Below are 25,850 nucleotides of genomic sequence, written 5' to 3'. Positions count from 1 at the left end.
AGAGCTTTTGTATGTTGTTGTGCTATTGAGAATTATTTCTCAGGGTTTAAAACGCCTAAAATATATCCGTTAGTTAAGTATTTCTTAGCTACTTTCTGAATATCTTTTTCTGTTAAAGAGTTTATTCTGTCTTCAAAAGATGTTATATCCGAAACATCGTTGTTTTGATAGTCAACATTTTTAATAGTATTTAACCAAAAACGATTCTTTTTTAGGTCTTCCTTGTAGTCGGAAATCATCCCTTTTTGAGCTTTCATCAAGTCTTCTTTCGTCGGCCCATTTTTAACTACAGAAGCAACTTCAGCTACAGAAATGTTTTTTAGTTTTTCAACATTTTCAGGAGCACAAGGGTATGAAATTGTAAAGTTGTACCATCCGTAAGGCATTTTAGAAATGCTACCACGAGTTCTTGAAGAATATACACCACCTTCTTGCTCACGTAACTTTTCTGTTAATTTAATTCCAACAACTTCACCTAAGATTTTAAAAGCTAACGCATCCTTTTTGTTGTATTTAGCTTTTCCTTGATAGGTAATACGAACATTACTTTTAGGGTCTTTACCTTTAGTAACTGTTTTAGAATGAGAGCCAGATAAAGGTCTGAAATCTAAAACCTTATATGTTTCATTAGAATTTTTACCTGGTAAACCTGCAATGTATTTAGTTGCGTACTCAGCAAGTTTCTTTTCGTCAACATTACCAACAAAATAGAAGTTAAAATCACCCGCGTCAGCAAAACGCTCTTGGTATTTTTTATACGCTAAGTTGTAATCAGCATTCTCATATTTTTCAGGAGAAGGAAACCCGGTATAGCGAGGGTCTTTTCCGTAAACAAATTCACTCATTTCTTTTTGGAAGAAGAAATTAGGACTAGCTAATAGGTTTCCTAAGAAGCTTTTTTGCTTATTTACATAGGAGTTAAACGCTTTTTCATCTTTATTTAAAGAAGTAAAGTATAAATGTACCATTTGGAACAGTTCTTCTAGGTCTTTAGGAGTTGCAGAACCTCTAAACCCTTCACTTAATCCAGAAATATAAGGAGAAACACGAACAATTTTACCCGACATCATTTTAGATAAATCTGTTTTAGAAAATCCATTAATTCCAGCTTCTGAAAGTCCACTATTGGCAAAGGAAGTGGCTTTTACTTCCTCATCAGAATACAAAGAAGTCCCTCCAAAGCTGAATGCTTCAAACAATACTTCATCGTTTTTAAAATCAGTTTTCTTATAAGTTACTTTTGCTCCGTTGCTTAAAGTCATGGTTTTTGTACCTAAACTTTTATTTTCAGTAAGGTTTACTATAGATCCAGGTGTTGGTTGTTTTGTTATTAATGAAGCAGCGACTGCTTTATCTTCATATGGTTTTAACTCTTTTGTTTTAACATTATTTAAAGCTTCAATAACTTGTTGTTCAGTCACTACTTTTTTAGGTCCTGTAATGACCACCACGCGGTTATCATCATGTAAATAACTTTGAATAAGCTTATTTATTTCTTCCAGTTTTACTGAAGGTAATAGCATTTGATTGGCTTTGTACTCCCATTCAATGCTTGGAATTGGTTCTTGCTCTAAGAAATTGTTTACATACTCACTAACAATTCTTCTAGATTCTCTTTTGTCTTTGTCTTTAAACGCTTTTTCCATACGAGCAGATACATTCATTTTTGCTCGGTCTAATTCCCCTTGTTGGAAACCGTATCTTTTTACACGTTCACTTTCGTCTAATAAAGCTTGTAAACCTTTTAATTGCCCATCAGCGCTTACACCCGCTCTTGATTGGTACGCTTCTTTACCACGAGCCCAAGTACCACCATGGTAGCTAAATCCGTAAACAAAAGGTGGATTTTCACTATTGCGTAATTCATCCAAACGATTGTTAATCATCTGAGCAAATAATGATTTAACAATTGAGTTTCTATAATCAGTAATGGTAACATCTGGAGTAGCCTCACCATAATCTTTGTACATTAACTGGACACTAGAAAAAGGAGCTTCTTTATCCGCTTCAATTGCAATGAAAGTTTCTTTGTGATTTTTTAAAGGAGCAACTTCTCTTTTGCGAGGGTTGTTCACAGCAGGTATTTTATTAAAGTGTGATTTGATTTTTTCTTCTAACACATCAACACTCACATCACCAACAGCCACTACAGCCATTAAGTCAGGACGATACCAATCTTTATGAAAACGACGAATGCTTTCGTGTTTAAAGTTTTCTAAGTTCTCTTTAGTACCAATAGGTAACCTTTGCGCGTATTTAGAACCGTGCATCACCTTAGGTAAATACTTTTCTAACATACGGCTATCTGCTCCTCTACGAGAACGGTATTCCTCTAAAACTACACCACGTTCTTCATCAATGTCTTTTCCTTCTAACAAAGCACCGTGTGCCCAATCTTCAAGAATTTGAAAACCTTTTTCAAGTTTCTCTTTATCATCACTTGGAATAGGTAAAATGTATACGGTTTCATCAAAACCAGTGTATGCATTTAAGTGGGCGCCAAATTTAACCCCGATAGATTGTAGATAATCTACTAGTTCGTTCTTTTTAAAGTTTTTGGTACCATTAAAGTTCATGTGTTCCATGAAGTGAGCCAATCCTAATTGATCATCATCTTCTAAAATTGAACCTGCATTTACAACCAATCGTAATTCTACTTTGTTGGCAGGCTTAGGGTTTTGTTTGATGTAGTAAGTCATCCCATTTGATAGTTTTCCTATCTTAACAGAAGGGTCGGTTGGAATTTTCATAGCACTTGCTTTTCCTTTTTTTAAGTGCTCTTGTTGTGAATCTTTTAAAACTTGACTATGCCCTGTAGATATAAAGAAGGCCAGGGATAGTCCTAATAACATTTTTTTCATAGTATATGAATTTTAATTTGTAAGCAATTTACATTGAATTATTTAATAACTAAAAAATTAGTTATTTAAATTGTGTTAAAATAAAAAAAGCTCCCAATTTCTTGAGAGCTTAAAAAAATTAAATAATTTCTTTGATGCTTTCTGGTGGCCTACCCACCACAGCTTTGTTATTGTTAACAACTATAGGTCGTTCAATTAACTTTGGATTTTCAATCATGGCGTTAATAATTTCAGAATCCGATAATTCTTTTCCTTTATATTCCTCTTTCCAAATTTTTTCATTTTTACGAACCAAATCTATTGGAGAAATATTCAATAAACGAATAATTTCTTTGAGCTCTTCAGTAGAAGGAATAGTTTCTAAATATTTTACAACTTCAAATTCTTTTTCAGAGTTTTCTAAAATTTCTAAACCTTGTCTTGATTTAGAACAACGAGGATTGTGGTAAATTTTTATCATTTTTTTTTGAGTTTAAAAGTTTATAGAGGTAAAAGTAGAGTAGTTTATGTTCATAGGTTTAGTCGCTTAATTATTAAAAAGAAGAAGGAACTTATAAAGTTAAAAAATATAAAGTTTTTTGTATTGCTAGTAAAATTATTTTAACTCCTAACTCCTAACTCCTAACTCCTAACTCCTAGTCCTCTTTTTGACCCATCATCATTAAATAGGCTTTTAAAAACGGATTGATGTTTCCGTCCATTACAGCATCTACATTTCCTGTTTCATGGGTTGTACGGACATCTTTTACTAATTTATATGGGTGCATTACGTAGTTACGAATCTGGCTTCCCCATTCATTTTTCATTTTGTTAGCTTCAATTTCATCCCGAGCAGCTAAACGTTTTTGTAATTCAATTTCGTACAATTGCGATTTCAGCATTTGCATTGCCGTAGCTCTATTATCGTGTTGTGAACGTGAGTTAGAACACTGAATTTGAATTCCTGTTGGTTTATGTAGTAGCTGAACCTTAGTTTCTACTTTGTTTACATTTTGTCCACCAGCACCACTCGAACGTGCTGTAGTAATTTCAATATCAGCTGGGTTTACTTCAATTTCAATCGAGTCATCAGCTACCGGATATACATAAACAGAAGCAAAAGAAGTATGACGTTTAGCATTGCTATCAAAAGGAGAGATACGCACCAAACGGTGTACACCGTTTTCACCTTTTAACCATCCAAAGGCATAATCGCCTTCAAATTCTAAAGTAACTGTTTTTATACCAGCAACATCTCCTTCTTGATAATTTAGTGTTTTGACTTTAAAGCCTTGTTTTTCTGCCCACATCGTATACATACGAGTAAGCATTTCAGCCCAATCACAACTTTCTGTTCCTCCTGCACCTGCAGTTATTTGTATGGTAGCACTTAAACTATCACCTTCTTCAGAAAGCATATTTTTGAATTCAATATCTTCTAAAAAAGTAGCAGTGTTTTCAAATTGCTCTTCAATTTCACTTCCTTCAATATCACCTTCTTTATAAAAGTCGTACAAGACAACTAAATCGTCGTTCATTGCTACAACAGTAGTATAATCTTCTACCCATTTCTTTTTAAATCGAAGTGACTTCATAACGGCTTCAGCCTCTTTTGGATTGTTCCAAAAGTCAGGATTTGCAGTTTTTTCTTCTTCATTTGAAATTTCAATTAACTTCTTGTCAATTTCTAAATATCCTTTTAACTTGCCAATTCGTTCAGCGATATTTTTAAGCTGTTCGTGTGTAATCATAAATGCAAAAATACATTTTATAAATCGTAGTTAGAAATGGAAATAAACTTAATAAGTGATACCGTAACAAAGCCAACTCAAGGAATGTTGGAAGTAATGATGCGTGCTAAAGTAGGCGACGATGTTTTTAAAGCAGACCCAACAGTAAATTTACTCCAAGATAAAGTTGCAGACATGTTTGGAATGGAAGATGCGTTGTTTTTTCCTTCTGGAACGATGGCAAATCAAACTGCAATTAAAATCCACACACAACCTGGTGATAGAATGTTTTGTGATAAATGGGCACATGTATATAATTATGAAGGAGGAGGAGCAGCTTTTAATGCAGGAGTAACTTCTTGTTTAATTGATGGCGATAGAGGAATGTTTACTGCTGAACAATTAGAAAATGTAGTAGGCGGTAGAAACGATATTCATACACCTTATAGCAGGTTGGTTTGTGTTGAAAATACGACCAATAAAGGAGGAGGGGCTTGTTGGGATTTTGAAGAATTGCAAAAGATTCAACAAGTAGCTAAAATCAATGATTTAGCATATCATTTAGATGGAGCACGCTTGTTCAATGCATTAGTGGCTAAAAGTGAAACTCCTAAGCAGTATGGAGAATTATTTGATACCATTTCAATTTGTTTGTCAAAAGGTTTAGGAGCTCCTGTTGGATCTGTTTTGATAGGGAGTAAAGCACATATAGAAAAAGCATTACGCGTACGTAAATTATTTGGCGGAGGAATGAGGCAAGCAGGATTTTTAGCAGCAGCAGGAATTTATGCATTGGATAATCAAGTAGAGCGTTTAGCTGAAGACCACCAGAAAGCAAAAGAGATAGGAGAGATACTAGAAAATTGTTCGTATGTAAAAAAGGTAGAACCTATAGAAACGAATATTGTTATTTTTTATGTAGAAAATTCAATAAATCCAGATGACTTTATGAAAAAGATGGCAGAAAGAGGTGTATTACTAATTTCAATGGGTGAAGGAAAAATTCGTATGGTAACACATTTAGATTATACGAATGAGATGCATGAAAAATTACTTGAAGAGTTGAAGGCGTTTTAAAAATAAAAAAAGAGGTTGTTTTACAACCTCTTTTTTTTAGCCTAACTCTTCAAGTTTGGCCAATTCTTTATAATTTTTGTTAAGTTTTCGCAGTAATGTTCCATATATTATTTTATAGAATAACCATAAGATTAAAAACATAAATCCAAGTAAAATAACCATAGCAATGATTAATGATACAAGTAATTGTTCTTTATTTGTAGGTGTAGGCATTCCATGATTGTTATAATACTTTATAAGTCCATCTAAATCATTAAAAATAAAACACATTATAACAACATTGGCTAATACCATGTAAAAGAGGTTGAAGTATACGTAGTATTTAACAGTTTTTCGAGTTTTTAAAATTTTACTGATAAGATTTTTAGTACTATCTGAAATTGAAATAGATTTATAGTTTTTGTAAAAAAGAACTAAAAACAAAATTATTACAATATAATGAAGGTAAGTGCTAATTTTTACCAAGAGGTTTAAATGGAGTTCTTCATATACTTCAGTATAGGAAGAACCAACAAAGAAAATGTTTAAAGCAGTCCAAAAAAGAAGCTCTAAAATTCCAATAATAAAAATCCATTTTACTATTGATGATGACTTGGAATGTGCCATTTTATAAATATCTACCTTAGAAACTTTATTACTTTCTTCTGGTTGATTTTCCCAAGCTTTTTTATATTTATCTAAATCTAAATCCATTAACAACTATGGGTTTAATATCTTTTTTAATTTATCTTTAGCTCTGTTCATTTTCACACGAGCATTTACTTCACTAATACCTAAAGTTTCAGAAATTTCTTTATAGGGTTTATCCTCTAAGTACAAAAAAATAAGAGCTTTGTCAATATCATTTAATTTACGAATAGCATCATATAAAGCTCTTAGCTGTACTTCTTCAGTATCGTCGTATTCTTCAGCTTTGATCTTAAAAGAATAGTCTGTAAAATCTTGTGTTTTTATATTCCTTGTAGACTTTCTATATAAAGAAATAGCAGTATTTAATGCTACTCGATACATCCAAGTACTAAACTTTGCGTCTCCTCTAAACTTATCATAATTTTTCCACAACTGAATGGTTATTTCTTGAAACAAATCGTTATGTGCATCTTGGTTAGTAGTATAAATCCTACACACTTTATGCACAATGTTTTGATTGGCTTCGAAATCAGTTAAAAATTTATTTTCTAATTCTTTTTTCACTAAGTAAAGTAGAGTTGATGTGTTATAAGTAGCTCAAAAATACAAATTGTTACAACTCATCCTAAAAATAATACAGTTCAGTTTGTTTTTATTTAAAAAACGGCACTACTGGTGAATATTTGTATTGTAATTAACTCTAAAAATAAAGATAATGAAATTCTTAACACACATTTTAGTCATAGTCGTTTTGTTTACTATTGAAACAGTTTCAGCACAAGGTAAAACAATTACAGTAACAGTTGTAAATGTTACTTCAAACAAAGGAAAGGTAAAGTTTGCCTTATACACTAAAGATAATTTTAGAAAAGAACCGTTACAAGCAAAAGAGTCGGTAATAAACGAAGGAATAAGTACTGTAGTTTTTAAAGAAATACCAGTTGGAGAATATGCCATCATTTGTTTTCACGATGCTAACAATAATAATAGAATGGATTTTGAGCCTAATGGAATGCCATTGGAAGACTATGGAGCATCAAACAATAAATTGTCACGTTTTGGCCCTCCTCAATATGAAGCCGCAAAGTTTTTAGTTAAGGAGAAAGATGTATCTTTCGATATTAAATTTTAATAGCAAAATATATACTTCCTCCTAAGAGTAAACTAGTAATACAAATGAAAGCATCATCAAAAAAAATAGTTACAAACCTAAAAAGTGATATTTGGATTTGTACAAAGCTCACTATCATTTTCGGAATTGTTTTTACCTTAGTAAATCAAGCATTTACGATAAAAGAAGCAGGGGGGGTGTTTTTGTTTTCTGCAATGTATTCTTTTGTTTTAGGAATGGGAAATGGAGTTGTAAATACTTACTTAAGTAAGAGATGGGATTGGGTTTCACAAACAAGTCAGCGAGTTTGGGCAGGTATCATAGCAACAATAAGCTATACAGTAGTGGCTGTTTTGTTAATTCATTACGTGCAGTATTTTGTGATTTTTAATAATAATATTGATAATTTTTTTAAGGGTCAGTTTTTATGGATGCATTTATTTGCAATTTTACTATCGTTAGCTATCGCTGTGTTTTTTCATGCGAAAGACTTCATGGTTAATTGGAAAGCATCGGTAAAACAAGAAACTACACAGCATGAAATAGTTGCGAAAACAGAAACGGCAAAGTTTGAAACCTTAAAAAGTCAGATAGATCCACACTTTTTGTTCAATAGTTTAAATGTATTAACTTCTTTAATTAGTGAAAACCCAAAGCAAGCAGAAAAGTTCACTACAAAACTATCAAAAGTATATAGATATGTACTAGAGCAGCGAAATAAAGAGTTAGTGCCCATACAAGAAGAATTGCAGTTTGCAATCACCTATATGGAATTATTACAAATGCGTTTTGAAGAGGCAGTACAGTTTAAGATACCCGAAGAAGTCAGCAACCCAGATTTAAAAATAGTTCCACTATCTCTTCAATTATTATTAGAAAATGCAGTAAAGCATAATGTAGTGTCATCTACTAAACCTTTGGAGATAGAAATTTTTGAAGAAGACGGCTTTTTAAAAATTCAAAACAATGTTAATCCTAAAGAAGCCATAGGTAAAAGCACAAAAGTAGGATTGAGAAATATAGCAGATCGTTATGGCTTAATAACCGATAGAAGCATTCAAATAATTAATAATAACAAAACATTTACAGTGTGTTTACCACTGTTAACTCATATAAAAAATAGTATCATGAATACAAAAAATTTAGAAAATAGTAATTATGTTAAAGCAGTAGAAAAGGTAGAGAAACTAAAAGAATTTTATCAAAACTTAGTTTCGTATTGTATAGTTATTCCTTTTTTAATTTTTATAAACCTCAAAACATATTCAAAATTCCAGTGGTTTTGGTTTCCAATGATAGGTTGGGGAATGGGATTAGTTTTTCATTACTTGGAAGTAAATAATTACAACTTATTCTTAGGAAAAAACTGGGAGGAGCGTAAGATTAAGGAATTAATGGATGATGATAAAAACTATAAATAAAATGGAAAAAGAATATGCAACAGCCTACAAATATGCAAAAGCAAAAAAGAGAGTAGAAAAAATAAAAGGATTTTACATTCATCTCATAGTAACTGTATTAATTATACCCGTTTTGGTTTTTATAAACTTAAAATTTGTGCCAAGTTACCATTGGTTTTACTATCCAATAATAGGAATGTTAATCGGTGTGTTTTTTCACTGGTTAGGAGTTTTCGGAATAGAAAAAATAGGGTTAGGGAAAGAGTGGGAAGAACGAAAAATTAAAGAATTTTTAGAAAATAATAACAATGGAAAATAATTATACAGAAGAAAAAAAGTATTTAGAAGCAAAAAAGAAAGTAAAACAAGTTAAAGGGTTTTATGCTCATGTTTTAGTAAATATAATTTCAGTAATTATTATTGTTTTAGTGAATTTGAAATTCTCACCATATTATCATTGGTTCTGGTTTCCAGTTATAGGAATAGTACTAGTTACTTTTATTCATTGGATGCTAGTTTTTGGAGTTAATGTGTTAGGTTTTGGTAAAGATTGGGAGGAGAAAAAGATAAACGAATACCTAAATAAAAAGGATTAGTATGGAAAATAATTATACAAAAGAACATACATACTTATTAGCCAAAAAAAGAGTAGAAAAAATAAAAGGATTTTACTGGCATTTGGCAGCCTATATAATTGTGAATATATTTATTTCGGTGGTAATTATTGTGGGGTTGATGAGTGAGGATAAACTAACTTTTACCAAAGCAATAAGTAATTTTGGTGTGTATGCTACCTGGATTTTTTGGGGTATAGGAGTTTTTTTTCATTGGTTAGGAGTATTTGGAACCAATATGTTTTTTAATAAAGATTGGGAACAACGTAAAATACAAGAGTATCTAGATGAATTAAAAAAGAAAGAAAATGAAAACTTTAAATAGAGAACAACAATATATAAGAGCTCAAAAAAGAGTAGATGAAATAAAAAAGTTCTATAACCATTTAGTGGTTTATATATTCATAAACTTAGTTTTTATAGGAAGAAGAATATATAAAGATATTGTTTATAGAGACGAGTCAGTAATGGAAGCTTTCTTAGATATAAACAACTATAATTTGTTTTTTTGGTGGGGAGTTATAGTATTTTTACACGGATTTAATGTTTTTTCAAAAGGAAAACTTTTTTCTAAAAAATGGGAAGAGCGAAAGATTAAAGAATACATGAATAAATAATTGCTAAAAATAAACCAAACTATGTATGTAATAATTATTGAAGATGAAAAACCAGCTGCAAGAAGATTAAGTAGAATGTTGGCCGAGCTAGGTATAAAGGTTCAGCAAATGTTGCACTCGGTAGAAGAATCGATTAACTGGTTTCAAAATAATGCTCATCCCGATTTAATATTTTTAGATATTCAACTTTCAGACGGATTATCATTCGAAATTTTTGAAGAAGTAACTGTAAAATCAGCCATCATTTTTACAACCGCCTATGACGAGTATGCATTAAAAGCATTCAAGTTAAACTCTATTGATTATCTCTTGAAACCAATAGATGAAGATGAGCTAACAATAGCAGTAGATAAGTTTAAAGAACAACAACCTTTACAAAGTAATATACAAGTTAATATAGATGATATTCGGAAGTTATTAATTAACCCTGTTGATAGAAAATACAAAAAGCGATTTACGATAAAGGTCGGACAACATTTAAAAATTATCAATGCAGAAGATATTGAATGTTTTTACTCAGAAAATAAAGCCACTTATATTCATACAAATACGAATAGAAACTATTTAATAGATAACTCTTTAGAGTATTGGCAAGAAGAGTTAGATCCTGAGCAATTTTTTAGGGTAAATAGAACATTTATGGTACATATAAATGCTATTAAAGATATTGTTTCTTATACCAACTCACGCTTACAATTAAAGTTGCAATCTTATAATGATTCAGAACTAATTGTGAGTAGAGAACGAGTTAAAGATTTTAAAAACTGGATAGACTAGCTTAAAGGTTTGTAATAAAAATGGTTTTTAAAGTTGTTAGTTACAAAATACTCTGAAGGTTTAAGATTTGTGAAGCTTTGAAATTCTCGTATAAAATGACTCTGATCATAATAACCATTATCTAAAGCAGTAGACAAATAATGTTTGTTACTCGAAAGTAATACTTGTTTCACAGTTTTTTGTAATCTAGTGATTCGTTGAAATTTCTTAGGAGGGATTCCGAATTTTTGTTTAAAAATACGTTCAAATTGACGGAAACTTAGATTACTTTGAGAAGCCAATTCATGGAGAGGTATTGAATTGAAGTTTTTGTATAGCGTTTTAATTATCAAATCCCAATTAACTATAGTAGAAAAATGATGTTTTTTTAATTGATTGCATAGAAAGAAATCAATTAGTTTAATTTTTTCGTCTACACTAGGTAATGAATAAAGAATTTCTAAAAACTCTCTGCCTTCATTTTGCCATATTTCTTCTACAGATAAATATTGATTAACAATTTGTGTATGCGGAATAGAAGCAAAATGTCTAAAACCACCACTATGAAAACGTACAGAAATATAATGTACATGGTTAGTTGAATCAAAAATTAATTTTTCTCTCGGACAAATAACATGAGCAATATCCAATTTTTCATTATTGATGGATAAGGGAGTGTCTATATGAAAAAGTACTTCTAAACCAGTGCCTGGTAAAATTAAAGGAAGACTTTTAGTTTGAGAACAAACAAAATACCTATCAATATAAGGAGATAGGTATTTTGATGGCTTATAGTGTTTTATACTCATTTAAATTAATAAATATTTATAATAGGCTCTCTGGTAATTAAAGGAGTAATATCTTTTATAAATTGATGAAAGTGTGCAGAGTTATTATGTGCCTCTACAGCTGTTTTATCAATATACTCTTCATAAAATAAATAATTACCTTCATTAAATAAGTCTTTATGTAATTGATAGGTAATACATCCTTTTTCAGCATTACTCATTTTTACCATTTCTACAGCCAATTTCAAAAAATAGTTTTCTTTTCCCTGTTGAATAGCTAGTTGAGCTATAATTACTTTGTGCATTGTGATGAATTAAAATTAAAACTCAAAAATACGATCAAAGGTTTCTTATAAATTGTAAAAAAACGACATCTTAAAATTTTATCGAGCTAAAATATCCTTAAAGTTTTCAGTAGTTAAAATATCTCTAAATTCATTAATTTTACCTTTTGCATCAGGATGTATATCATATCCGTCTTCAGTAAACCAAGCATGAGTAGTGCCAAGATAGTTCATACCCAGGTATTTAGCGCTTTCAATAAAAGGCATTTCAAAACCATCTATAAGGTCATTAGCACCAGAATTACTAATCATAGCCATGTTTTTGCCTCGCAACTGTCTACCTAAATCTTTTTTATAATGCAATAAGTCTGATAATCTATCAAAAAATATTTTCAAGGTAGCACTCATACTATACCAATACACAGGAGTCGCAAATACTAGTGTATCATATTTATGAATAATATCTTCTATTAGCGGAATAAAATCATCATTAGCATTGGTAAAATCGTATTCAAATACACCAATGTTTTTCTTTTTTAAGTCAACAAAGTCAAAAGACTTGTTATTGTTAAGGTAATTAATCACTTTGTTGGTATTTCCTGTACTTTTAGAACTCGCTTGTATAATAATTGTTTTATTCATCTGTTGTTTATTTGGAAGTAAAACTCAAAAAAAAATATAAAAAAAGATTTTAGATTTAATTGTAATAATTGATAATAACCAAGAAAAAATCAATAGAAAAAGGCTATATTTTTGTACTTTTATGCTATAAAAAAAGCGGATGAATACAAATACCTACATATTTTCTGAAAAAAGGAAGTTAGATCAGTTTTCAACAAAAGAAGTTGTTGATAATGCTAAGAAAAAGCTAAAAAAAGCAAGAAAAAAGATTAGCGATTTACAAGACACAATGTATGCAGAAGGTATGTATAGTGTTTTATTGTGTTTGCAAGGAATGGATACAGCGGGTAAAGACAGTTTAATTCGTGAGGTTTTTAAAGATGTAAATGCACGTGGGGTGGTAGTACATAGTTTTAAAGTGCCAACAGAGTTGGAATTAAAACACGATTTTTTATGGCGTCATTACATTGCCCTACCAGCAAAGGGAAAAATAGGGGTTTTTAATCGAACACATTATGAGAATGTCTTGGTAACAAGAGTGCACCCAGAGTATGTATTTGCTGAAAATATTCCTACGGTAACGAGTCTTGACGACTTAAACGATGCCTTTTATCATGACAGAATGGAACGCATCAATCAGTTTGAAAAGCACATATCAGAAAACGGAACTATTATCTTAAAGTTCTTTTTAAACGTGTCTAAAGAAGAGCAAAAAAACAGGTTGTTACGCAGGTTAAACATTCCAGAAAAAAATTGGAAGTTTTCTGCGGGTGATTTAGAGGAACGAAAATTATGGGATAAGTACCAAGAGTGTTATGAAGACCTGTTGCAAAAAACATCAACAAACCATGCACCTTGGTATGTAGTGCCTGCTGATGATAAACCAACAGCACGTTATATTGTAGCAAAAGTACTAGAAGAAGAATTGGAAAAATATAACTTTAAAGAACCTACACTTCCTCAAAAAGTGATAGATCAAATAGATGAATTTAAAAAAGAATTAACGAACGAATAATATATAGAAAAGACAGTAAAGCTATTAAGTAAAGTAAGTAAAATAAAACATATTGTCTTTAAGCACCACTAGAAATGAATTTAAATTTAACAAAACCAATCGTATTTTTTGATTTAGAAACAACAGGAGTAAACATTGCAAAAGATAGAGTAGTAGAAATATCTATTTTAAAAGTGTTTCCTAATGGTAATAAAGAAAGTAAAACATGGTTGGTAAACCCAGAAATAGAAATACCAAAAGAAGCGTCTGAGATTCACGGAATCACTAACGAAAAAGTGGTTACAGAACCAACTTTTAAAGAATTAGCACCCAAAATAAACGAATTGATTGACGATGCAGATTTAGCAGGATTTAACTCCAATCGATTTGACATTCCTTTATTAGCAGAAGAGTTGTTAAGAGCAGGGATAGATTTCAATATGAATGATAGAAAAGCAGTTGATGTGCAAACTATTTTTCATAAGAAAGAACAGCGAACACTTAGTGCTGGATATCAATTTTATTGCGGGAAAGAGTTAGTAGGAGCACATGGAGCTGAAGCAGATACAAACGCAACGTATGAAATCTTATTAGCACAAGTTGAAAAGTATGAAGATTTAGAAAACTCTGTAGCAGCATTGAGTGAATTTTCTACACATGGAAAAAGAGCAGATTTTGCTGGGTTTATCTTGTTTAATGACAAAGACCAAGAAATTTTTTCTTTTGGAAAGTATAAAGGAAGAACAGTTGAAGAGGTGCTTCAGGAAAATCCTGGGTACAACGCATGGATTCAAAATGCAGATTTTCCATTGTATACCAAAAAAGTATTACGCGAAATAAAAGAAAGAATGTCGGCACCAAAAAATACTATGACCGATGAAGAAAAGCTACAAGCTTTACAACAGAAGTTTAATTTAAGGTAATCTTTAACATTTATTTTTAGTAATTATCTCAGTTGTTCTTTAATTTAGATATTACGAAAGACAAAACACAATAAAAATGTTTACAGAATATAAAAAACTACCTCAAAACTCAAGAGTTTGGGTATATCAATCAGATAGAGAATTTACACAAGAAGAAATAGAGTTTATCAGCGCAAAAGCATTACTTTTTATAGATAATTGGACACGCCATGGAGATGATTTAAAAGGCTCGTTTGCCATTAAGTATAACCAGTTTTTAGTCTTGGCAGTAGATGAAGGCTTTAACAATGTTTCTGGGTGTTCAATAGATGCTTCTGTACGTTTTATACAAGAGTTAGAAAAAGAGCTTGAATTGGATTTAATGGATAAGATGAATATATCTTTTAAAGATGGAGATAATATTAATATTGTAAAGCTTCCAGAATTTCAAAATTTTGCCAAAGAGCAAAAAATAACTGCTCAAACAGTTGTGTTTAACAATATGGTAAATACCAAGGAAGAATTTGAAAAAAAATGGGAAGTACCAGCAAATGATAGTTGGCATGCACGATTTTTGGTATAACTATTAATTTTTATTAAAAAGGAAGGTATTACTTTACAAAAGCATGTAAAGTTTCTTAAGAAGTAAGATATATGAAGAGAAAAATAGTTACGTTACTAGCAATTGTTTTTATACAAGTAACTCAAGCCCAAGTCCAAAAAGCAAGCCCTTTATTGGCAAAAGATTCCATAGCACAAAATGTATGGGTAGATAGTATTATGAAAACCATGTCTATTGATGAAAAAATTGGACAGTTATTTATGATACAGGCATATTCAAATAAAGATAAAAAGCACGAAGATTTTATTTCCAACATGGTAACAACATACCATGTTGGAAATATTATTTTTATGCAAGGCACCCCCGATAAACAAGTTGTTTTAAATAACAAATACCAAGAATTAGCAAAAGTTCCTTTAATGGTTGGTTTTGATGGTGAATGGGGCTTGGATATGCGTTTGAAAGACACGTATCGTTTTCCTTGGAATATGACCTTAGGAGCTGTTCAAGACACGATTTTACTTCAAGAACTAGGAAAAAGAATAGGAGAGCATTGCAAGCGAGTAGGAATTCATATGAACTTCGCTCCAGTAGTAGATGTAAATACAAATCCTAATAACCCTATTATAGGAAATCGTTCTTTTGGAGAAAGTAAAGAAAATGTAGCAGAAAAAGCAATAGCATTTACTAAAGGAATGCAGGGAGTAGGTGTATTGGCTAATGCAAAACATTTCCCAGGACACGGTGATACTGAAGCAGATTCGCACCATACATTACCAACAATTAATTTTAGCAAACAACGCCTAGATTCAGTAGAGTTATATCCATTTAAAAAAATATTTGAAGCAGGAGTGGGGAGTGTTATGACGGCGCATTTAAGTATTCCGGCTTTAGAAGCAAACCCGAAACTACCATCATCCTTATCAAAAAGTGTGGTAACAGATTTATTACAGCGTAGTTTAGGTTTTAAAGGGTTGATTATTACTGATGGTTTGAATATGAAAGGAGCCGCAAATTATTCTACACCGGCAGAAATTGATTTGGCGGCTATTTTAGCAGGGAATGATATGTTATTAATTCCTCAAGATGTACCGGGTTCAATTAAATTGATAAAGAAAGCTCTTGCAGACGGGAAATTAACAGAAGTACGTTTAAATCATTCTGTAAAAAAGATATTAAAAGCAAAATATTTAGTAGGACTAAATAAGTACAGACCTATTGTAACTGAAAATGTAGTGAAAGATGTAAACAGTCCTTATGATGAGGTTTTACATCGTAAATTGATAAAAAATGCTATTACAGTTTTGAAAAATGACGAAGCGATTTTGCCAATTAAAAACCTTGAAGATAAAAAAATTGCCTATGTTTCTTTAGGGAGTGATAGTGGATCTGACTTTTATGAGATGCTTAAAAATTACACAAAGGTCGATAAGGTTACTGACAAGCATTTGAGTGTATTAATAAAGAAGTTAGAAAAGTACAATCTTGTGGTTGTAGGTTTTCATAAGTCAAATAAAAACCCTTGGAAAAGCCACAAATTTTCTAACAAAGACCTTGTATGGTTACAAGAAATATCAAGAAAACATAAAACTGTTTTAGATGTGTTTGCCAGTCCATATAGCTTACTTCAAGTACCTTCTTTTACTACTATTGAAGGGATTGTAATGTCATACCAAAATAGCAAGTTAGCCCAAGAGCTTTCTGCGCAAGCTCTTTTTGGAGCTTTTAATTTAAAAGGGAAATTACCAGTATCTATAAAAAACGAGTTTAAGGTGGGACATGGACTTTTAGTAGATAAGTTGGATGTATTACAATACACAATTCCTGAAGAAGCAGGGGTTTCATCAGAAAAACTCTCAATTATAGATAAAAGAATCGATACGATTTTGCAAGAAAAAATGTCTCCAGGGGGGCAAATCTTAGTCGCTAAAGATGGTAAAGTAATCTACAACAAAAGCTTTGGTTATCATACCCTAGAAAAAAAACTTCCGGTTAAAAATTCTGATATTTATGACTTAGCCTCGTTAACCAAGATACTAGCTTCGTTACCTATGATAATGAAAGCTGAAGAGGAGAGGAAAATTAGTTTGTTTTCAAGTTTAGGCGATATTTTACCAAGATATAGTAAGTCCAATAAAGATACTTTATTGCTAAAAGAGGTATTGTCTCATTATGGGCGTTTGCGTTCTTGGATTCCATTTTATTTGCATACAAAAGATAGTATAACTGGAGAAAACTCTACAAAATTTTATAGAAAAAAACGCACACCAAAATTTAGTATTAAAGTGGCCAAAAACCTATACTTAGCTAAAGAGTATAAAGACTCAATTTATAAGCAAATAGTAGATTCTGAGCAGCGTAAAAGAATAGGATATAAGTACAGTGATTTAGGGTATTATATTTTTAAAGAAATCTTAGAGAGAAAGTACAAAAGACCTTTAGATAAATTAGTAGACGAGCAGTTTTACCAACCATTAGGAGCCGATAGAATGACTTACTTACCTTTGAATAAGTTTGATAAAAATGAAATAGTTCCTACAGAAAGGGATAACTATTTTAGACATCAGTTGGTTCATGGCTATGTTCATGATATGGGAGCCGCAATGCTAGGTGGAGTTGGCGGTCATGCAGGTTTGTTTGCAAATGCCAATGATGTAGCTAAAATTATGCAAATGTTTTTACAAGATGGGTCTTATGGAGGGAAGAAATATTTGGAAGCAGCAACGGTGCATAAATTTAACAAACGTTATTATGAAAATAAAAAAGTACGCAGAGGTTTAGGTTTTGATAAACCACAATTAAACCCTAAAATTAAAGCCACTTGTGGTTGTGTGTCAGACATAAGTTTTGGGCATAGTGGTTTTACAGGAACTTATACTTGGGCAGACCCAGCCACTGGTGTGGTGTATGTGTTCTTGTCGAACAGAATTTATCCTACAATGAGAAATTATGGTTTGGTGAAAAGCAACATACGAACCAAAATTCAACAAGATATACAAGATGCTATTTTGATGGCGGAGTAGGTGATAGTTTGGTATATAAAAGAATAAGTAGTAACGATGTAAAAAAATAGACTAAAGCAAGTTTCCAACCTAAAAATACATACATAACCAAACTTTGTATGCAATAAAAGAAAGGAAATAAAACTGTATTTACACCAAACCTAAAAGTATCTACAAATTCTACTTCATCAATCTTTCTACTTAAAATTTTCCAAATAAAATATGGAATTAAACTATTTAAAATAATCAATAAAGATAAAGGAAAAGCGTAGTTAACACTGCGTTTTTTTTGTGTAAGCTCTTCATTCCTTTTTAGAAGAAGGTTTATTTTATCAACTTCAGTAAAATCTACTTGAGCATTGTTTAAGTTCAATAAAGTAGTCTCATAGTTTTCATCTTGTTTTATATGTACACTTAACTCTTCTAGTTGATTAGAAACAAGTTTTTTTATGTTTGTTACTGATTTATTAATGTTTTGTTTGTCGTAATAATTGTTAGCTAAAATAGGAGTTCCGAAATGGATAGCTGATTTTGAAGGGTAGCTAGATACGTTTTGATATGTAATTCCTACTGGAACAATATTGATTTGAGTGTCAGGAAAATTATCTAAAGTTTTAAAAATAATTCTTGTAAAGCCTTTGCTAAGAGGTCGAACAGTTCTGTTTTTTTTATGAGTTCCTTCTGGAAATATCAGTAAAGTTTTGTTGCTTTTTAAAAGTAGTTGGCATTTGTTAAAAATCTCTTCATTTTTACCAAGCTGTTGTACCCCGTCTCTAATACGGTATATAGGCATCATTCCAAGTAAGTTAAAAAATTTAGCCATGAAAGGATGGTTAAAAACTGCTGCACGTACCAAAAAGTTTGTCCTTCTTTTTAAGTGGGTAGCTATAAGCAAAGGATCAATTAAACCATTTGGATGATTGGCAGTGAAAATTATGGCTTCATTTTTAGGAATACGCTCACTACCAACCACCGTTATTTTTTTAGAATAAAAGAACAAACCAGTTTTTACAACGAGTTTAAAAAAATAGTACAACAGTGTTTTCATATATTATTTATTTCTTCCCCAGTAAGTAGCTAACATCATTCCTGAAAAAATATCCCAAACCCCCCAAAAAGCAGCGAGAAGAGCCATTCCACCCAACCCGTCAAAAAAGCTAAAAATAAGGAGCAATCCTAAACCACCATTTTGTATACCCGTTTCCATAGAAATGGTTTTACAGTCTTTTGTATTTAAATTAAAAGATTTTGCTGTGGCATAACCAATAATAAACGCATAAATGTTATGAAATATTACGAGAAATAGCACAAGATGTATGTAGTTTTTAAAAACATCAGCATTATCATAAAGAGCGATTATAATTAATAAAAGGAAAAAGAAAATAGAAAAAGGACGTAATAACTTATTTATTTTTTTTGCCATCTCATGATGGTAATGATTAACGAGCATTCCTAAAACTATTGGAATTCCCAAAATAAGAAGTACAAGTTTAAAAAGTTCAAAAGGGTTTAAAGAAATACTTTTTAAAATTTCGTTAGTCGGTTCATATAAACTACCCCATAATTGTAGGTTTAATGGCGTCATTATTAAGCAAATTAGAGTAGAAAAAGCGGTTAAACTAACAGATAAAGCAGCATTACCTTTAGCCATTTTACTAAAAAAGTTAGAAACATTCCCTCCAGGGCAAGCAGCAATCATAATCATTCCCAATGCAAAACTAGGGTATGGGTTGATAATAGTAATAAGTACAAAGGTTAAAAAAGGAAGTAGAATAAACTGAGCTAATAACCCAACAAATAGTATTTTAGGATTGTTAATAAGCCTTTTAAAGTCGTTTATTTTAATGTCTAAAGCAATTCCAAACATAATGATAGCCAAAGCAATATTAAGCATCCATAAAGCCTCAGTATCAAAATTAATTTTAATCTTGTCAATTTGTAAAGTGTTAATGTTTAAAAGCATACTCTATTATGTTAGCTCCCATTTGGAGAGCTTTTGTTCTAATTTCTTCGGGATTGTTATGTACAGTAGCATCCTCCCATCCATCACTTAAATCACTTTCATAATCATAAAAAACAATTAGTCTTCCTTCGTAAAATAGACCGAATCCCTGTGGTGGTTTTTTATCATGCTCATGAATTTTGGGCATTCCTTTAGGAAAAGAAAAGGTTTGATGATAAATAGGATGGTTGTTAGGGATTTCTTGAAGTTGTAGCTCAGGAAACACCTTTTTTAACTCTCTTCGTATGTATTTATCTAGGCCGTAATTATCGGAAATGTGTAAAAAACCTCCAGAAATAAGATAGCTCCTTAGTATTGAAATTTCATTATTAGTAAACAAAATGTTACCGTGCCCAGTAATAAAAGTTATTGGATAATTAAAGATAGACTCATCATCAAGAGTAATACTTTGTATGTCTTTATCTATTTGTGTTTTGGTGTTTTGGTTGGTAAATGTTATAAGGTTTGGTAGGGCAGTAGGATTTGCATACCAATCACCACCTCCTTTATATTGGATAACTGCTATTTCTTGAGAAAAAATATTTTGATTTAAAAGCAAGATAAAAAGCAGGATGAATTTTTTCATGAATAGGCTTGAATTTAAAGCAATATAGTAAAACAACAATAAAAAACACCAACAAACTTGTTGGTGTTTTTTTTCCCCTTAAAAAAATAAATTTGGCTTTTATCTTGAAAAATTACAATTCTTCAAAAAAAAGCATTTATTCTATGCAATAAAAATAGGATAAGCTTTTAAATGTATAGTTCTATAACATCCAAAAAGGTGTTTTAAAACCAACATTTTATAAAAAGCATAAATTATACGGGCTGTTTTTAGTGTTTTTTAGCGTGAGAAAGTAAAAAACATCAATACTAAGATTGATGTTTTTAAGCTATAGCTTTCTCTTCTTCGCATTGAGAAATAAGCGTTCTCAATAATTTTATTAGAAATCTTAATTATAAATTGAAAACCCCTTCAACTATTTTCAATTACTAATTTTTTAATTTCACTAAGCTAATATACGTTAGAAAGAAAAAGTAGCAGTTCGAAAACATCCATTTTGGATGTTTTCGAACTGCTTTTTTATAAAATGAAAGTAAATTAATTTTAAATGGCTAATGATAAGCTTTTATATTGAACAGGGGTATGTCCTGTGTGTTTTTTAAAAACGGTATAAAATGTAGACTTAGAATTGAATCCAGACTCTAGCCCTATAGAGGTTATTGTATAGTTCGTATAATCGGGATCTAATAAGAGTACTTTAGCTAAATCTATTCTCATTTCATTTAAGTAATCAGTAAAGGATTTTTTGGCAATATTATTAATAATAAGAGAAAGTGTGCTAGAACTCAGTTCTGTGTCTTTTGACAGGTCTTGTAGTGTGTATTTGTTTAATAAATACTTCTTTTTAGACCTGATAAATTTATCTATTGCAATAAATTGTTCTTTTTGTTTCTCTACTTGATTTTGAGAAAAGTTTTTTTCGGTATTCAAATTTATGGTGTCAACACTAAAATTACCATTTAAATCAATTAAAAGAGACTCTCTAATTCTTTCACGTTCTTTTAATACACGAATTTGTTTTAATCCTTGGTATCCCAACCAGTAAATTAAAATGGTAGTATAAACTCTTAAAGGATAATAAGAGAATAAAAATCCAGTAAAATTCATTTTTACTTTAACAATTAAGGCCAAAATCCAAAGAGCATAGCCAATTGAAGTCAATATGAAAAATGTATAAATCCACTTAAGATTGTCAAATGATAAGATTTTAGGAAATAGTTTTTCTTTTTTGTATAAGATGTAAAAGGAGTACACAAAAATGCTTAATGATGTAGCTAAGCTGAAAATTTCTTCTATAGAAGTGTATCGTTCATAAATAAAATTCAAATATTCTCTAGATGCGGAATCGCTATAGTAAAGAACAAAACTAATTTGACCTATAACAAGAATTAAAAAGAGAGGAATTATTAGCTTTAGTAATTTGTACGATTTTTCAGCAAGGTTTAAATAGTGGATTAAAAACATGTACAGAAAAGGCATTGCTAAAAAATGCCAAGGAACTTGAACATAATCCAAAGCAAATTTATGTTGAAACAACTCTTTTTCTAAGGCCCAAGATTGTACATTGTTTAAAGAGATGGCTAGTATTAATAGGTTCAAGTATATCATACTTTTTTCTCGTCCGTTTTTAGAACAGAAAAGTATGATACTAAAGGCAAAACCATGAACGGCACTAATTAATAAAAAGAGATTAAAAAAATCTGCTGTAGTCAAAATAAAAACATTTAAGAGTATCTAAATATACAAAAAATGAACTATTGATGTAAATAAGCGATACTTTGTACTACATATAACCCAGCTGTCTCGGTTCTGAGCCTATTAGTGCCTAAAGAAATTGGAACAAATTTTTTATGCAAAGATTGTTGAATTTCATCGAAAGAAAAGTCTCCTTCAGGACCAATAAGAATTGTATATTTAGATTTAGGAGAAGCGATGTTTTTTAAAAACTTTTTTTCAGAGTGTTCTTCGCAATGTGCAATGAAAATTTCTTCTGAAAAATCATTATCTATAAAATCAGAAAAACTTATCGGTTCGTTAAGTTTGGGGAGTGTAAACTGAAGAGATTGTTTCATAGCAGATTGAATTATTTTCTGTAAACGATCGACCTTTACAACTTTTCTTTCAGCATTTTTACAAATAATAGGCGTTATTTCATCAATGCCTATTTCTGTAGCTTTTTCTAAAAACCATTCTAAGCGATCATTGTTTTTTGTAGGGGCTATGGCTACATGCAAATAATAATCTCTCGTACGAGGCTTTTCTTCAGACTTCAGAATCTTAGCAATACACTTTTTGTCATTTCCTATAAGTATCTCAGCAGAAAAAAGAATTCCTTTTCCGTTAGTAATATGTAAAATATCCCCTTCTCTTTTTCGTAAAACACGAATTATATGACGACTCTCATCCTTGCTGAAAGTAATTTCTTTTGAAGTAGTTAATAAATCTGGATTATAAAAAAGTTGCATTATAAATCGAGTTTGTAAGTTCTTCTTCTTTTGTGAATTTTTGGGTCAAAATCTTTCCAAATTTGATGAATTGCATGGTTGTCTTCAAGTTCTGGCGTCCTAATACAGTTTTGAATTCCTTTAGCAAAAAATATAGAGTGAAATTGCTCAAAAATAATGGCTGTAACTCCTTTGTTTTGGTATTCTGGATCAACACCAATTAGGTAAAAAGTAACATCTTTAGCGTTTTTTCTTGCCTTTAATAAGTGGAAAATCCCGAAAGGAAAAAGTTTTCCTTTTGCTTTTTGTAAAGCTTCAGAAAAAGAAGGCATAACTATAGCAAAGGCTACTAGTTTATGATTTTCATCAACAACAAACTTTATATATTCCGGATTTATAAAACTGATATATTTCTTTTTAAAATAAGCTATTTGAGCATTTGAAATAGGAACATAAGTTGATAGCTTCGAATAAGTTTTACTGAACAAGTTAAACATTTCGTCTACATAAGGCATGATTTTGTTTGTAGAAGTAAAGTTCAAGGGACTTAAGTTGTACCTTCTTTGAATTATATTACTTGCCTTTCCGTATTTTTTTATATCTACATTACTGAAAGAAAATATACTTTCAATATATTCTTTTTCTTTTGTAAACCCTAATTGTTCTAGATGCTTAGCATAATACGGATGATTGTACCAAGTAATCATCGTACCAATGTGGTCAAATCCTTCAATAAGCACTCCTGTTTTGTCTAAGTTGTTAAAACCGACAGGGCCTTCCATGTATTCAAGGTTGTTTTCACGACCTATTTCTGCAACTTTATTCAATAAGACTTTGGACACTTCTATATCGTCAATAACATCAAACCAACCAAATCGTATTTTTTTTATCTGCTGTTTTTCTACTTCATAAGAGTTAATAATGGCAACAATTCTACCAACTATTTTATGCTCCCTTAGAGCTAAGAAAAAACGAGCATTGGCATATTCAAAAACTGGGTTTTTATGTTTGTCAAAGCTTTCAATTTCATCATTAATAATAGGAGGAACCCAATATTTATTGTTTTTATAAAGAGAAAAAGGAAACTTAACAAATTGTTTCATTCCCTTTTTGGTAGTTATTTCTTTAAGTTGAATCATTTTGTAAATTTAAGACTTTTAATTGTCCTCCTTTTCTTTCTCTTTTTGTTCTTCTTTTTGAATATCTTCTTCTAGTTTTTTGATTTCTTTTTCAAGTTTTAAACGCTCTTTTTCTTTACGTTTCGCTTCTTTTTCTTCTTCCTTTTTTAGTTGCTTTTCAAGTTTTAAACGCTCTTTCTCTTTGCGTTTCGCTTCTTTTTCGGCTTTTTTCTTCGCTTTTTTAGCAGCCTTTCTTTCTTCTTTAGCTGTTTTTTTCTTTTGTTTCTTATCTTCTTTAACAATCATATCAACTAAAGACCCTTGACGCGTTCTCTTAGGCTTTTCGTTTAAAAGCTCACTATCACCTGAGCCATTATCTAAATCAACTTTTCTTTTTTCTTTTTTAGAAAATAGTTTTCCTACTTTACTAAACATTCGACCAAAGAAATTTCTATTCTCGTCGTATTTTACAGGCTTTTCTTCTTCAATCTTGTTTCCAAATTCATCTATTTCAACAAAATCGTCTTTATGTCTATTAAGTCTGTACGACACTCCTAAAGAACTATAGATACCAATTTCATCTTGCTGTAAGTTTGCTCTTAAAGAAGCATTAAACTGTAAATTTTCACTAAAAAGATAGGCGGCACCTGCACCTATGTTAGTTTTTCGCTCGTACTCTTCAAAAACACCTTGTATTTCAGCAAAACCAGACCAATAATCATTAAAGTTATAGGTACCAGTTACGATGTAAGAAAATTGAGAAAAATCAGTTCCAATATAATCATAATGAAGGTTGGTGATAACATTTAACTTATCTGAAAATTCATTTTGTAATAAAATACCAACTTTAGGGCTAAAGCCACCTCTTTCATGGTAATCGGTTAAAAAGCTACCAATATTTATACCGGCTGAGACACCAATGTGAGGTATCCATCTTTTCCAGTCAAAAGAATGCCTTTCTTTCCAACTTCTTATTTCTTTACTTTTATCGTCATATTTTGGAGCGTATATCATATATTTTGCTCCTAGGCTAAATTGACTTAACCCAGTTTTATTATAGGATGATTCAAAAATATTTTTAAATGCTATTTTGTCTCTTTGTAAAGAAGTATTAAAGTTTACTTCTAATTTTTCAGAAATAAAGCTGGTTCTAAAAAACAAGTTTAATCCTAAGGCTTCGGGATTGCTAAAAGTTGGTGTAGCATTCATTTTTCTGTAAAAAACATTTGTTTCAAATTGATAAACACCCGAACCAACACTATAAGGACTCTCAGAAAAACCTGGTTTATTCGAATTTATAACAGGTGTATATTGCGCGTTTACAGTTAAAATAGAGCAAAAAACAAAAAAGATAAGAAGTTTCTTAATCATATAATAAATCCAAATTTTCTGGTTGTACAAACATACGTAAAAATACAATTACCTATATAATATAAGTTTTGTAAACTCTTAACGCTTCCTTTTGCTTCAAATTGTTATTTTTGATTGATTTTTTTATTTTAAGATAAAGATGACATATTTAAATGAAGCTGGACCTGTGAATTTTATAAAGACCATATTAATTATTCTGTTAGTTTATTACGTTATAAAGTTTTTAGCAAAACTTTTTGCACCTTATTTAATAAAGAAAGCAGTAGACAAAGTACAAAAGAAAGCGGAGCAACAGTATAGAAACCAACAACAAGCAACCGATGTTGAAGTAGGGAAAACTGTTATTGATAAGAAGCCAAATAAATCAAAAGAAAGTAATAATTCTGTTGGCGAGTACGTTGACTATGAAGAAATAGACTAAG

At 30.8% G+C, this 25,850-nt stretch carries 28 protein-coding genes; 13 read left to right on the top strand and 15 right to left on the bottom strand.

Annotation, left to right across the window (positions count from 1 at the left end; all coding sequences use genetic code 11):
* Nucleotides 1–32 precede the first annotated feature (32 nt).
* From ACN0WY_RS11010 to prfB, 3 genes are all read right to left on the bottom strand, one after another.
* Nucleotides 33–2,861 (bottom strand): M16 family metallopeptidase, encoded by a 2,829-nt coding sequence (locus tag ACN0WY_RS11010; protein WP_417800381.1) that lies wholly within the window; start codon nucleotides 2,859–2,861, stop codon nucleotides 33–35.
* A gap of 118 nt (nucleotides 2,862–2,979) precedes the next feature.
* Nucleotides 2,980–3,321, bottom strand: a complete 342-nt coding sequence (gene arsC, locus ACN0WY_RS11005) for an arsenate reductase (glutaredoxin) (protein ID WP_330487176.1) — start codon at nucleotides 3,319–3,321, stop codon at nucleotides 2,980–2,982.
* A 175-nt stretch (nucleotides 3,322–3,496) separates the two neighbouring features.
* Nucleotides 3,497–4,591, bottom strand: coding sequence for a peptide chain release factor 2 (gene prfB, locus ACN0WY_RS11000; RefSeq protein ID WP_417800380.1), 1,095 nt, complete (start codon nucleotides 4,589–4,591; stop codon nucleotides 3,497–3,499).
* A gap of 36 nt (nucleotides 4,592–4,627) precedes the next feature.
* Here prfB and ACN0WY_RS10995 point away from each other — a divergent pair, with 36 nt between their 5' ends.
* Nucleotides 4,628–5,647, top strand: a complete 1,020-nt coding sequence (locus tag ACN0WY_RS10995) for a threonine aldolase family protein (protein ID WP_417800379.1) — start codon at nucleotides 4,628–4,630, stop codon at nucleotides 5,645–5,647.
* Between the two features lie 36 nt (nucleotides 5,648–5,683).
* On the opposite strand, the gene ACN0WY_RS10990 is transcribed toward ACN0WY_RS10995, so the two are convergent.
* Entirely contained in the window at nucleotides 5,684–6,340 is a 657-nt protein-coding gene (locus ACN0WY_RS10990) for a hypothetical protein (protein ID WP_330487173.1), read from the bottom strand.
* A 6-nt stretch (nucleotides 6,341–6,346) separates the two neighbouring features.
* Nucleotides 6,347–6,841 carry an RNA polymerase sigma factor gene (locus tag ACN0WY_RS10985; RefSeq protein WP_330487172.1) on the bottom strand — a complete coding sequence of 165 codons (495 nt, stop codon included), beginning with the start codon at nucleotides 6,839–6,841 and terminating at the stop codon, nucleotides 6,347–6,349.
* Between the two features lie 151 nt (nucleotides 6,842–6,992).
* Here ACN0WY_RS10985 and ACN0WY_RS10980 point away from each other — a divergent pair, with 151 nt between their 5' ends.
* Genes ACN0WY_RS10980 through ACN0WY_RS10950 form a run of 7 tightly spaced genes read left to right on the top strand, consistent with a single transcriptional unit; the run spans nucleotide 6,993 to nucleotide 10,796 of the window.
* On the top strand, nucleotides 6,993–7,409 hold the full coding sequence (locus ACN0WY_RS10980) for a DUF2141 domain-containing protein (RefSeq protein WP_330487171.1): 417 nt from the start codon (nucleotides 6,993–6,995) through the stop codon (nucleotides 7,407–7,409).
* Nucleotides 7,410–7,453: 44 nt separating this feature from the next.
* The gene (locus ACN0WY_RS10975; protein ID WP_417800378.1) at nucleotides 7,454–8,809 is read left to right on the top strand and encodes a 2TM domain-containing protein; all 1,356 of its coding nucleotides are present in this window, start codon (nucleotides 7,454–7,456) and stop codon (nucleotides 8,807–8,809) included.
* A 1-nt stretch (nucleotide 8,810) separates the two neighbouring features.
* Nucleotides 8,811–9,107, top strand: a complete 297-nt coding sequence (locus tag ACN0WY_RS10970; protein WP_330487169.1) for a 2TM domain-containing protein — start codon at nucleotides 8,811–8,813, stop codon at nucleotides 9,105–9,107.
* Complete coding sequence (locus tag ACN0WY_RS10965) at nucleotides 9,097–9,384, top strand: 2TM domain-containing protein (RefSeq protein WP_124590864.1); 288 nt, start codon at nucleotides 9,097–9,099, stop codon at nucleotides 9,382–9,384. Before ACN0WY_RS10970 ends, ACN0WY_RS10965 begins: the two co-directional genes overlap by 11 nt.
* A 1-nt stretch (nucleotide 9,385) precedes the next feature.
* A complete protein-coding gene (locus ACN0WY_RS10960) occupies nucleotides 9,386–9,727 on the top strand; it encodes a 2TM domain-containing protein (protein ID WP_330487168.1) in 342 nt (113 codons plus the stop codon).
* Nucleotides 9,711–10,019: a 2TM domain-containing protein gene (locus ACN0WY_RS10955; protein ID WP_330487167.1), complete on the top strand. Its 309-nt coding sequence runs from the start codon at nucleotides 9,711–9,713 to the stop codon at nucleotides 10,017–10,019. The genes ACN0WY_RS10960 and ACN0WY_RS10955 overlap by 17 nt, the downstream gene beginning before the upstream one ends.
* A gap of 21 nt (nucleotides 10,020–10,040) precedes the next feature.
* Complete coding sequence (locus ACN0WY_RS10950) at nucleotides 10,041–10,796, top strand: LytR/AlgR family response regulator transcription factor (RefSeq protein ID WP_417800377.1); 756 nt, start codon at nucleotides 10,041–10,043, stop codon at nucleotides 10,794–10,796.
* On the opposite strand, the gene ACN0WY_RS10945 is transcribed toward ACN0WY_RS10950, so the two are convergent.
* From ACN0WY_RS10945 to ACN0WY_RS10935, 3 genes are all read right to left on the bottom strand, one after another.
* Nucleotides 10,793–11,584, bottom strand: coding sequence for an AraC family transcriptional regulator (locus ACN0WY_RS10945; protein ID WP_330487165.1), 792 nt, complete (start codon nucleotides 11,582–11,584; stop codon nucleotides 10,793–10,795). The two genes, ACN0WY_RS10950 and ACN0WY_RS10945, sit on opposite strands and share 4 nt — an antisense overlap.
* Nucleotides 11,585–11,589: 5 nt before the next feature.
* Nucleotides 11,590–11,868: a putative quinol monooxygenase gene (locus ACN0WY_RS10940; protein ID WP_417800376.1), complete on the bottom strand. Its 279-nt coding sequence runs from the start codon at nucleotides 11,866–11,868 to the stop codon at nucleotides 11,590–11,592.
* A 78-nt stretch (nucleotides 11,869–11,946) separates the two neighbouring features.
* Nucleotides 11,947–12,489 carry a flavodoxin family protein gene (locus ACN0WY_RS10935; protein ID WP_417800375.1) on the bottom strand — a complete coding sequence of 181 codons (543 nt, stop codon included), beginning with the start codon at nucleotides 12,487–12,489 and terminating at the stop codon, nucleotides 11,947–11,949.
* 139 nt (nucleotides 12,490–12,628) lie between these two features.
* Here ACN0WY_RS10935 and ACN0WY_RS10930 point away from each other — a divergent pair, with 139 nt between their 5' ends.
* The 4 genes from ACN0WY_RS10930 (at nucleotide 12,629) to ACN0WY_RS10915 (ending at nucleotide 17,949) form a co-directional block, all read left to right on the top strand.
* Nucleotides 12,629–13,483 (top strand): PPK2 family polyphosphate kinase, encoded by an 855-nt coding sequence (locus ACN0WY_RS10930; RefSeq protein WP_417800374.1) that lies wholly within the window; start codon nucleotides 12,629–12,631, stop codon nucleotides 13,481–13,483.
* Nucleotides 13,484–13,557: 74 nt separating this feature from the next.
* The gene (locus ACN0WY_RS10925) at nucleotides 13,558–14,385 is read left to right on the top strand and encodes an exonuclease domain-containing protein (RefSeq protein ID WP_330487161.1); all 828 of its coding nucleotides are present in this window, start codon (nucleotides 13,558–13,560) and stop codon (nucleotides 14,383–14,385) included.
* Nucleotides 14,386–14,461: 76 nt separating this feature from the next.
* A complete protein-coding gene (locus ACN0WY_RS10920; RefSeq protein WP_417800373.1) occupies nucleotides 14,462–14,947 on the top strand; it encodes an ABC transporter ATPase in 486 nt (161 codons plus the stop codon).
* Between the two features lie 71 nt (nucleotides 14,948–15,018).
* The gene (locus tag ACN0WY_RS10915) at nucleotides 15,019–17,949 is read left to right on the top strand and encodes a glycoside hydrolase family 3 N-terminal domain-containing protein (RefSeq protein ID WP_417800372.1); all 2,931 of its coding nucleotides are present in this window, start codon (nucleotides 15,019–15,021) and stop codon (nucleotides 17,947–17,949) included.
* Here ACN0WY_RS10915 and ACN0WY_RS10910 read toward each other — a convergent pair.
* The 7 genes from ACN0WY_RS10910 to ACN0WY_RS10880 all read right to left on the bottom strand — a co-directional run bounded on the left by ACN0WY_RS10910 (nucleotide 17,930) and on the right by ACN0WY_RS10880 (nucleotide 25,428).
* Nucleotides 17,930–18,976 (bottom strand): lysophospholipid acyltransferase family protein, encoded by a 1,047-nt coding sequence (locus ACN0WY_RS10910; RefSeq protein ID WP_417800371.1) that lies wholly within the window; start codon nucleotides 18,974–18,976, stop codon nucleotides 17,930–17,932. The two genes, ACN0WY_RS10915 and ACN0WY_RS10910, sit on opposite strands and share 20 nt — an antisense overlap.
* Before the next feature lie 3 nt (nucleotides 18,977–18,979).
* Nucleotides 18,980–19,891 (bottom strand): bile acid:sodium symporter family protein, encoded by a 912-nt coding sequence (locus ACN0WY_RS10905; protein WP_330487157.1) that lies wholly within the window; start codon nucleotides 19,889–19,891, stop codon nucleotides 18,980–18,982.
* Entirely contained in the window at nucleotides 19,875–20,516 is a 642-nt protein-coding gene (locus ACN0WY_RS10900; RefSeq protein WP_417800370.1) for a DUF4159 domain-containing protein, read from the bottom strand. Before ACN0WY_RS10900 ends, ACN0WY_RS10905 begins: the two co-directional genes overlap by 17 nt.
* Before the next feature lie 522 nt (nucleotides 20,517–21,038).
* Nucleotides 21,039–22,208: an AraC family transcriptional regulator gene (locus ACN0WY_RS10895; RefSeq protein WP_330487155.1), complete on the bottom strand. Its 1,170-nt coding sequence runs from the start codon at nucleotides 22,206–22,208 to the stop codon at nucleotides 21,039–21,041.
* 41 nt (nucleotides 22,209–22,249) lie between these two features.
* Complete coding sequence (locus tag ACN0WY_RS10890; RefSeq protein WP_417800369.1) at nucleotides 22,250–22,960, bottom strand: 16S rRNA (uracil(1498)-N(3))-methyltransferase; 711 nt, start codon at nucleotides 22,958–22,960, stop codon at nucleotides 22,250–22,252.
* Entirely contained in the window at nucleotides 22,960–24,078 is a 1,119-nt protein-coding gene (locus ACN0WY_RS10885; protein WP_330487153.1) for a GTP cyclohydrolase, read from the bottom strand. The genes ACN0WY_RS10890 and ACN0WY_RS10885 overlap by 1 nt, the downstream gene beginning before the upstream one ends.
* 18 nt (nucleotides 24,079–24,096) lie before the next feature.
* Complete coding sequence (locus ACN0WY_RS10880; RefSeq protein WP_417800368.1) at nucleotides 24,097–25,428, bottom strand: transporter; 1,332 nt, start codon at nucleotides 25,426–25,428, stop codon at nucleotides 24,097–24,099.
* 139 nt (nucleotides 25,429–25,567) lie between these two features.
* On the opposite strand from ACN0WY_RS10880, the gene ACN0WY_RS10875 reads away from it, so the two are divergent.
* Nucleotides 25,568–25,849 (top strand): DUF4834 family protein, encoded by a 282-nt coding sequence (locus ACN0WY_RS10875; RefSeq protein WP_330487151.1) that lies wholly within the window; start codon nucleotides 25,568–25,570, stop codon nucleotides 25,847–25,849.
* Nucleotide 25,850 lies beyond the last annotated feature (1 nt).

The organism is Tenacibaculum sp. (assembly GCF_048269885.1).
Classification (GTDB): domain Bacteria; phylum Bacteroidota; class Bacteroidia; order Flavobacteriales; family Flavobacteriaceae; genus Polaribacter.
This window is presented reverse-complemented; position numbering and strand designations above follow the sequence as displayed.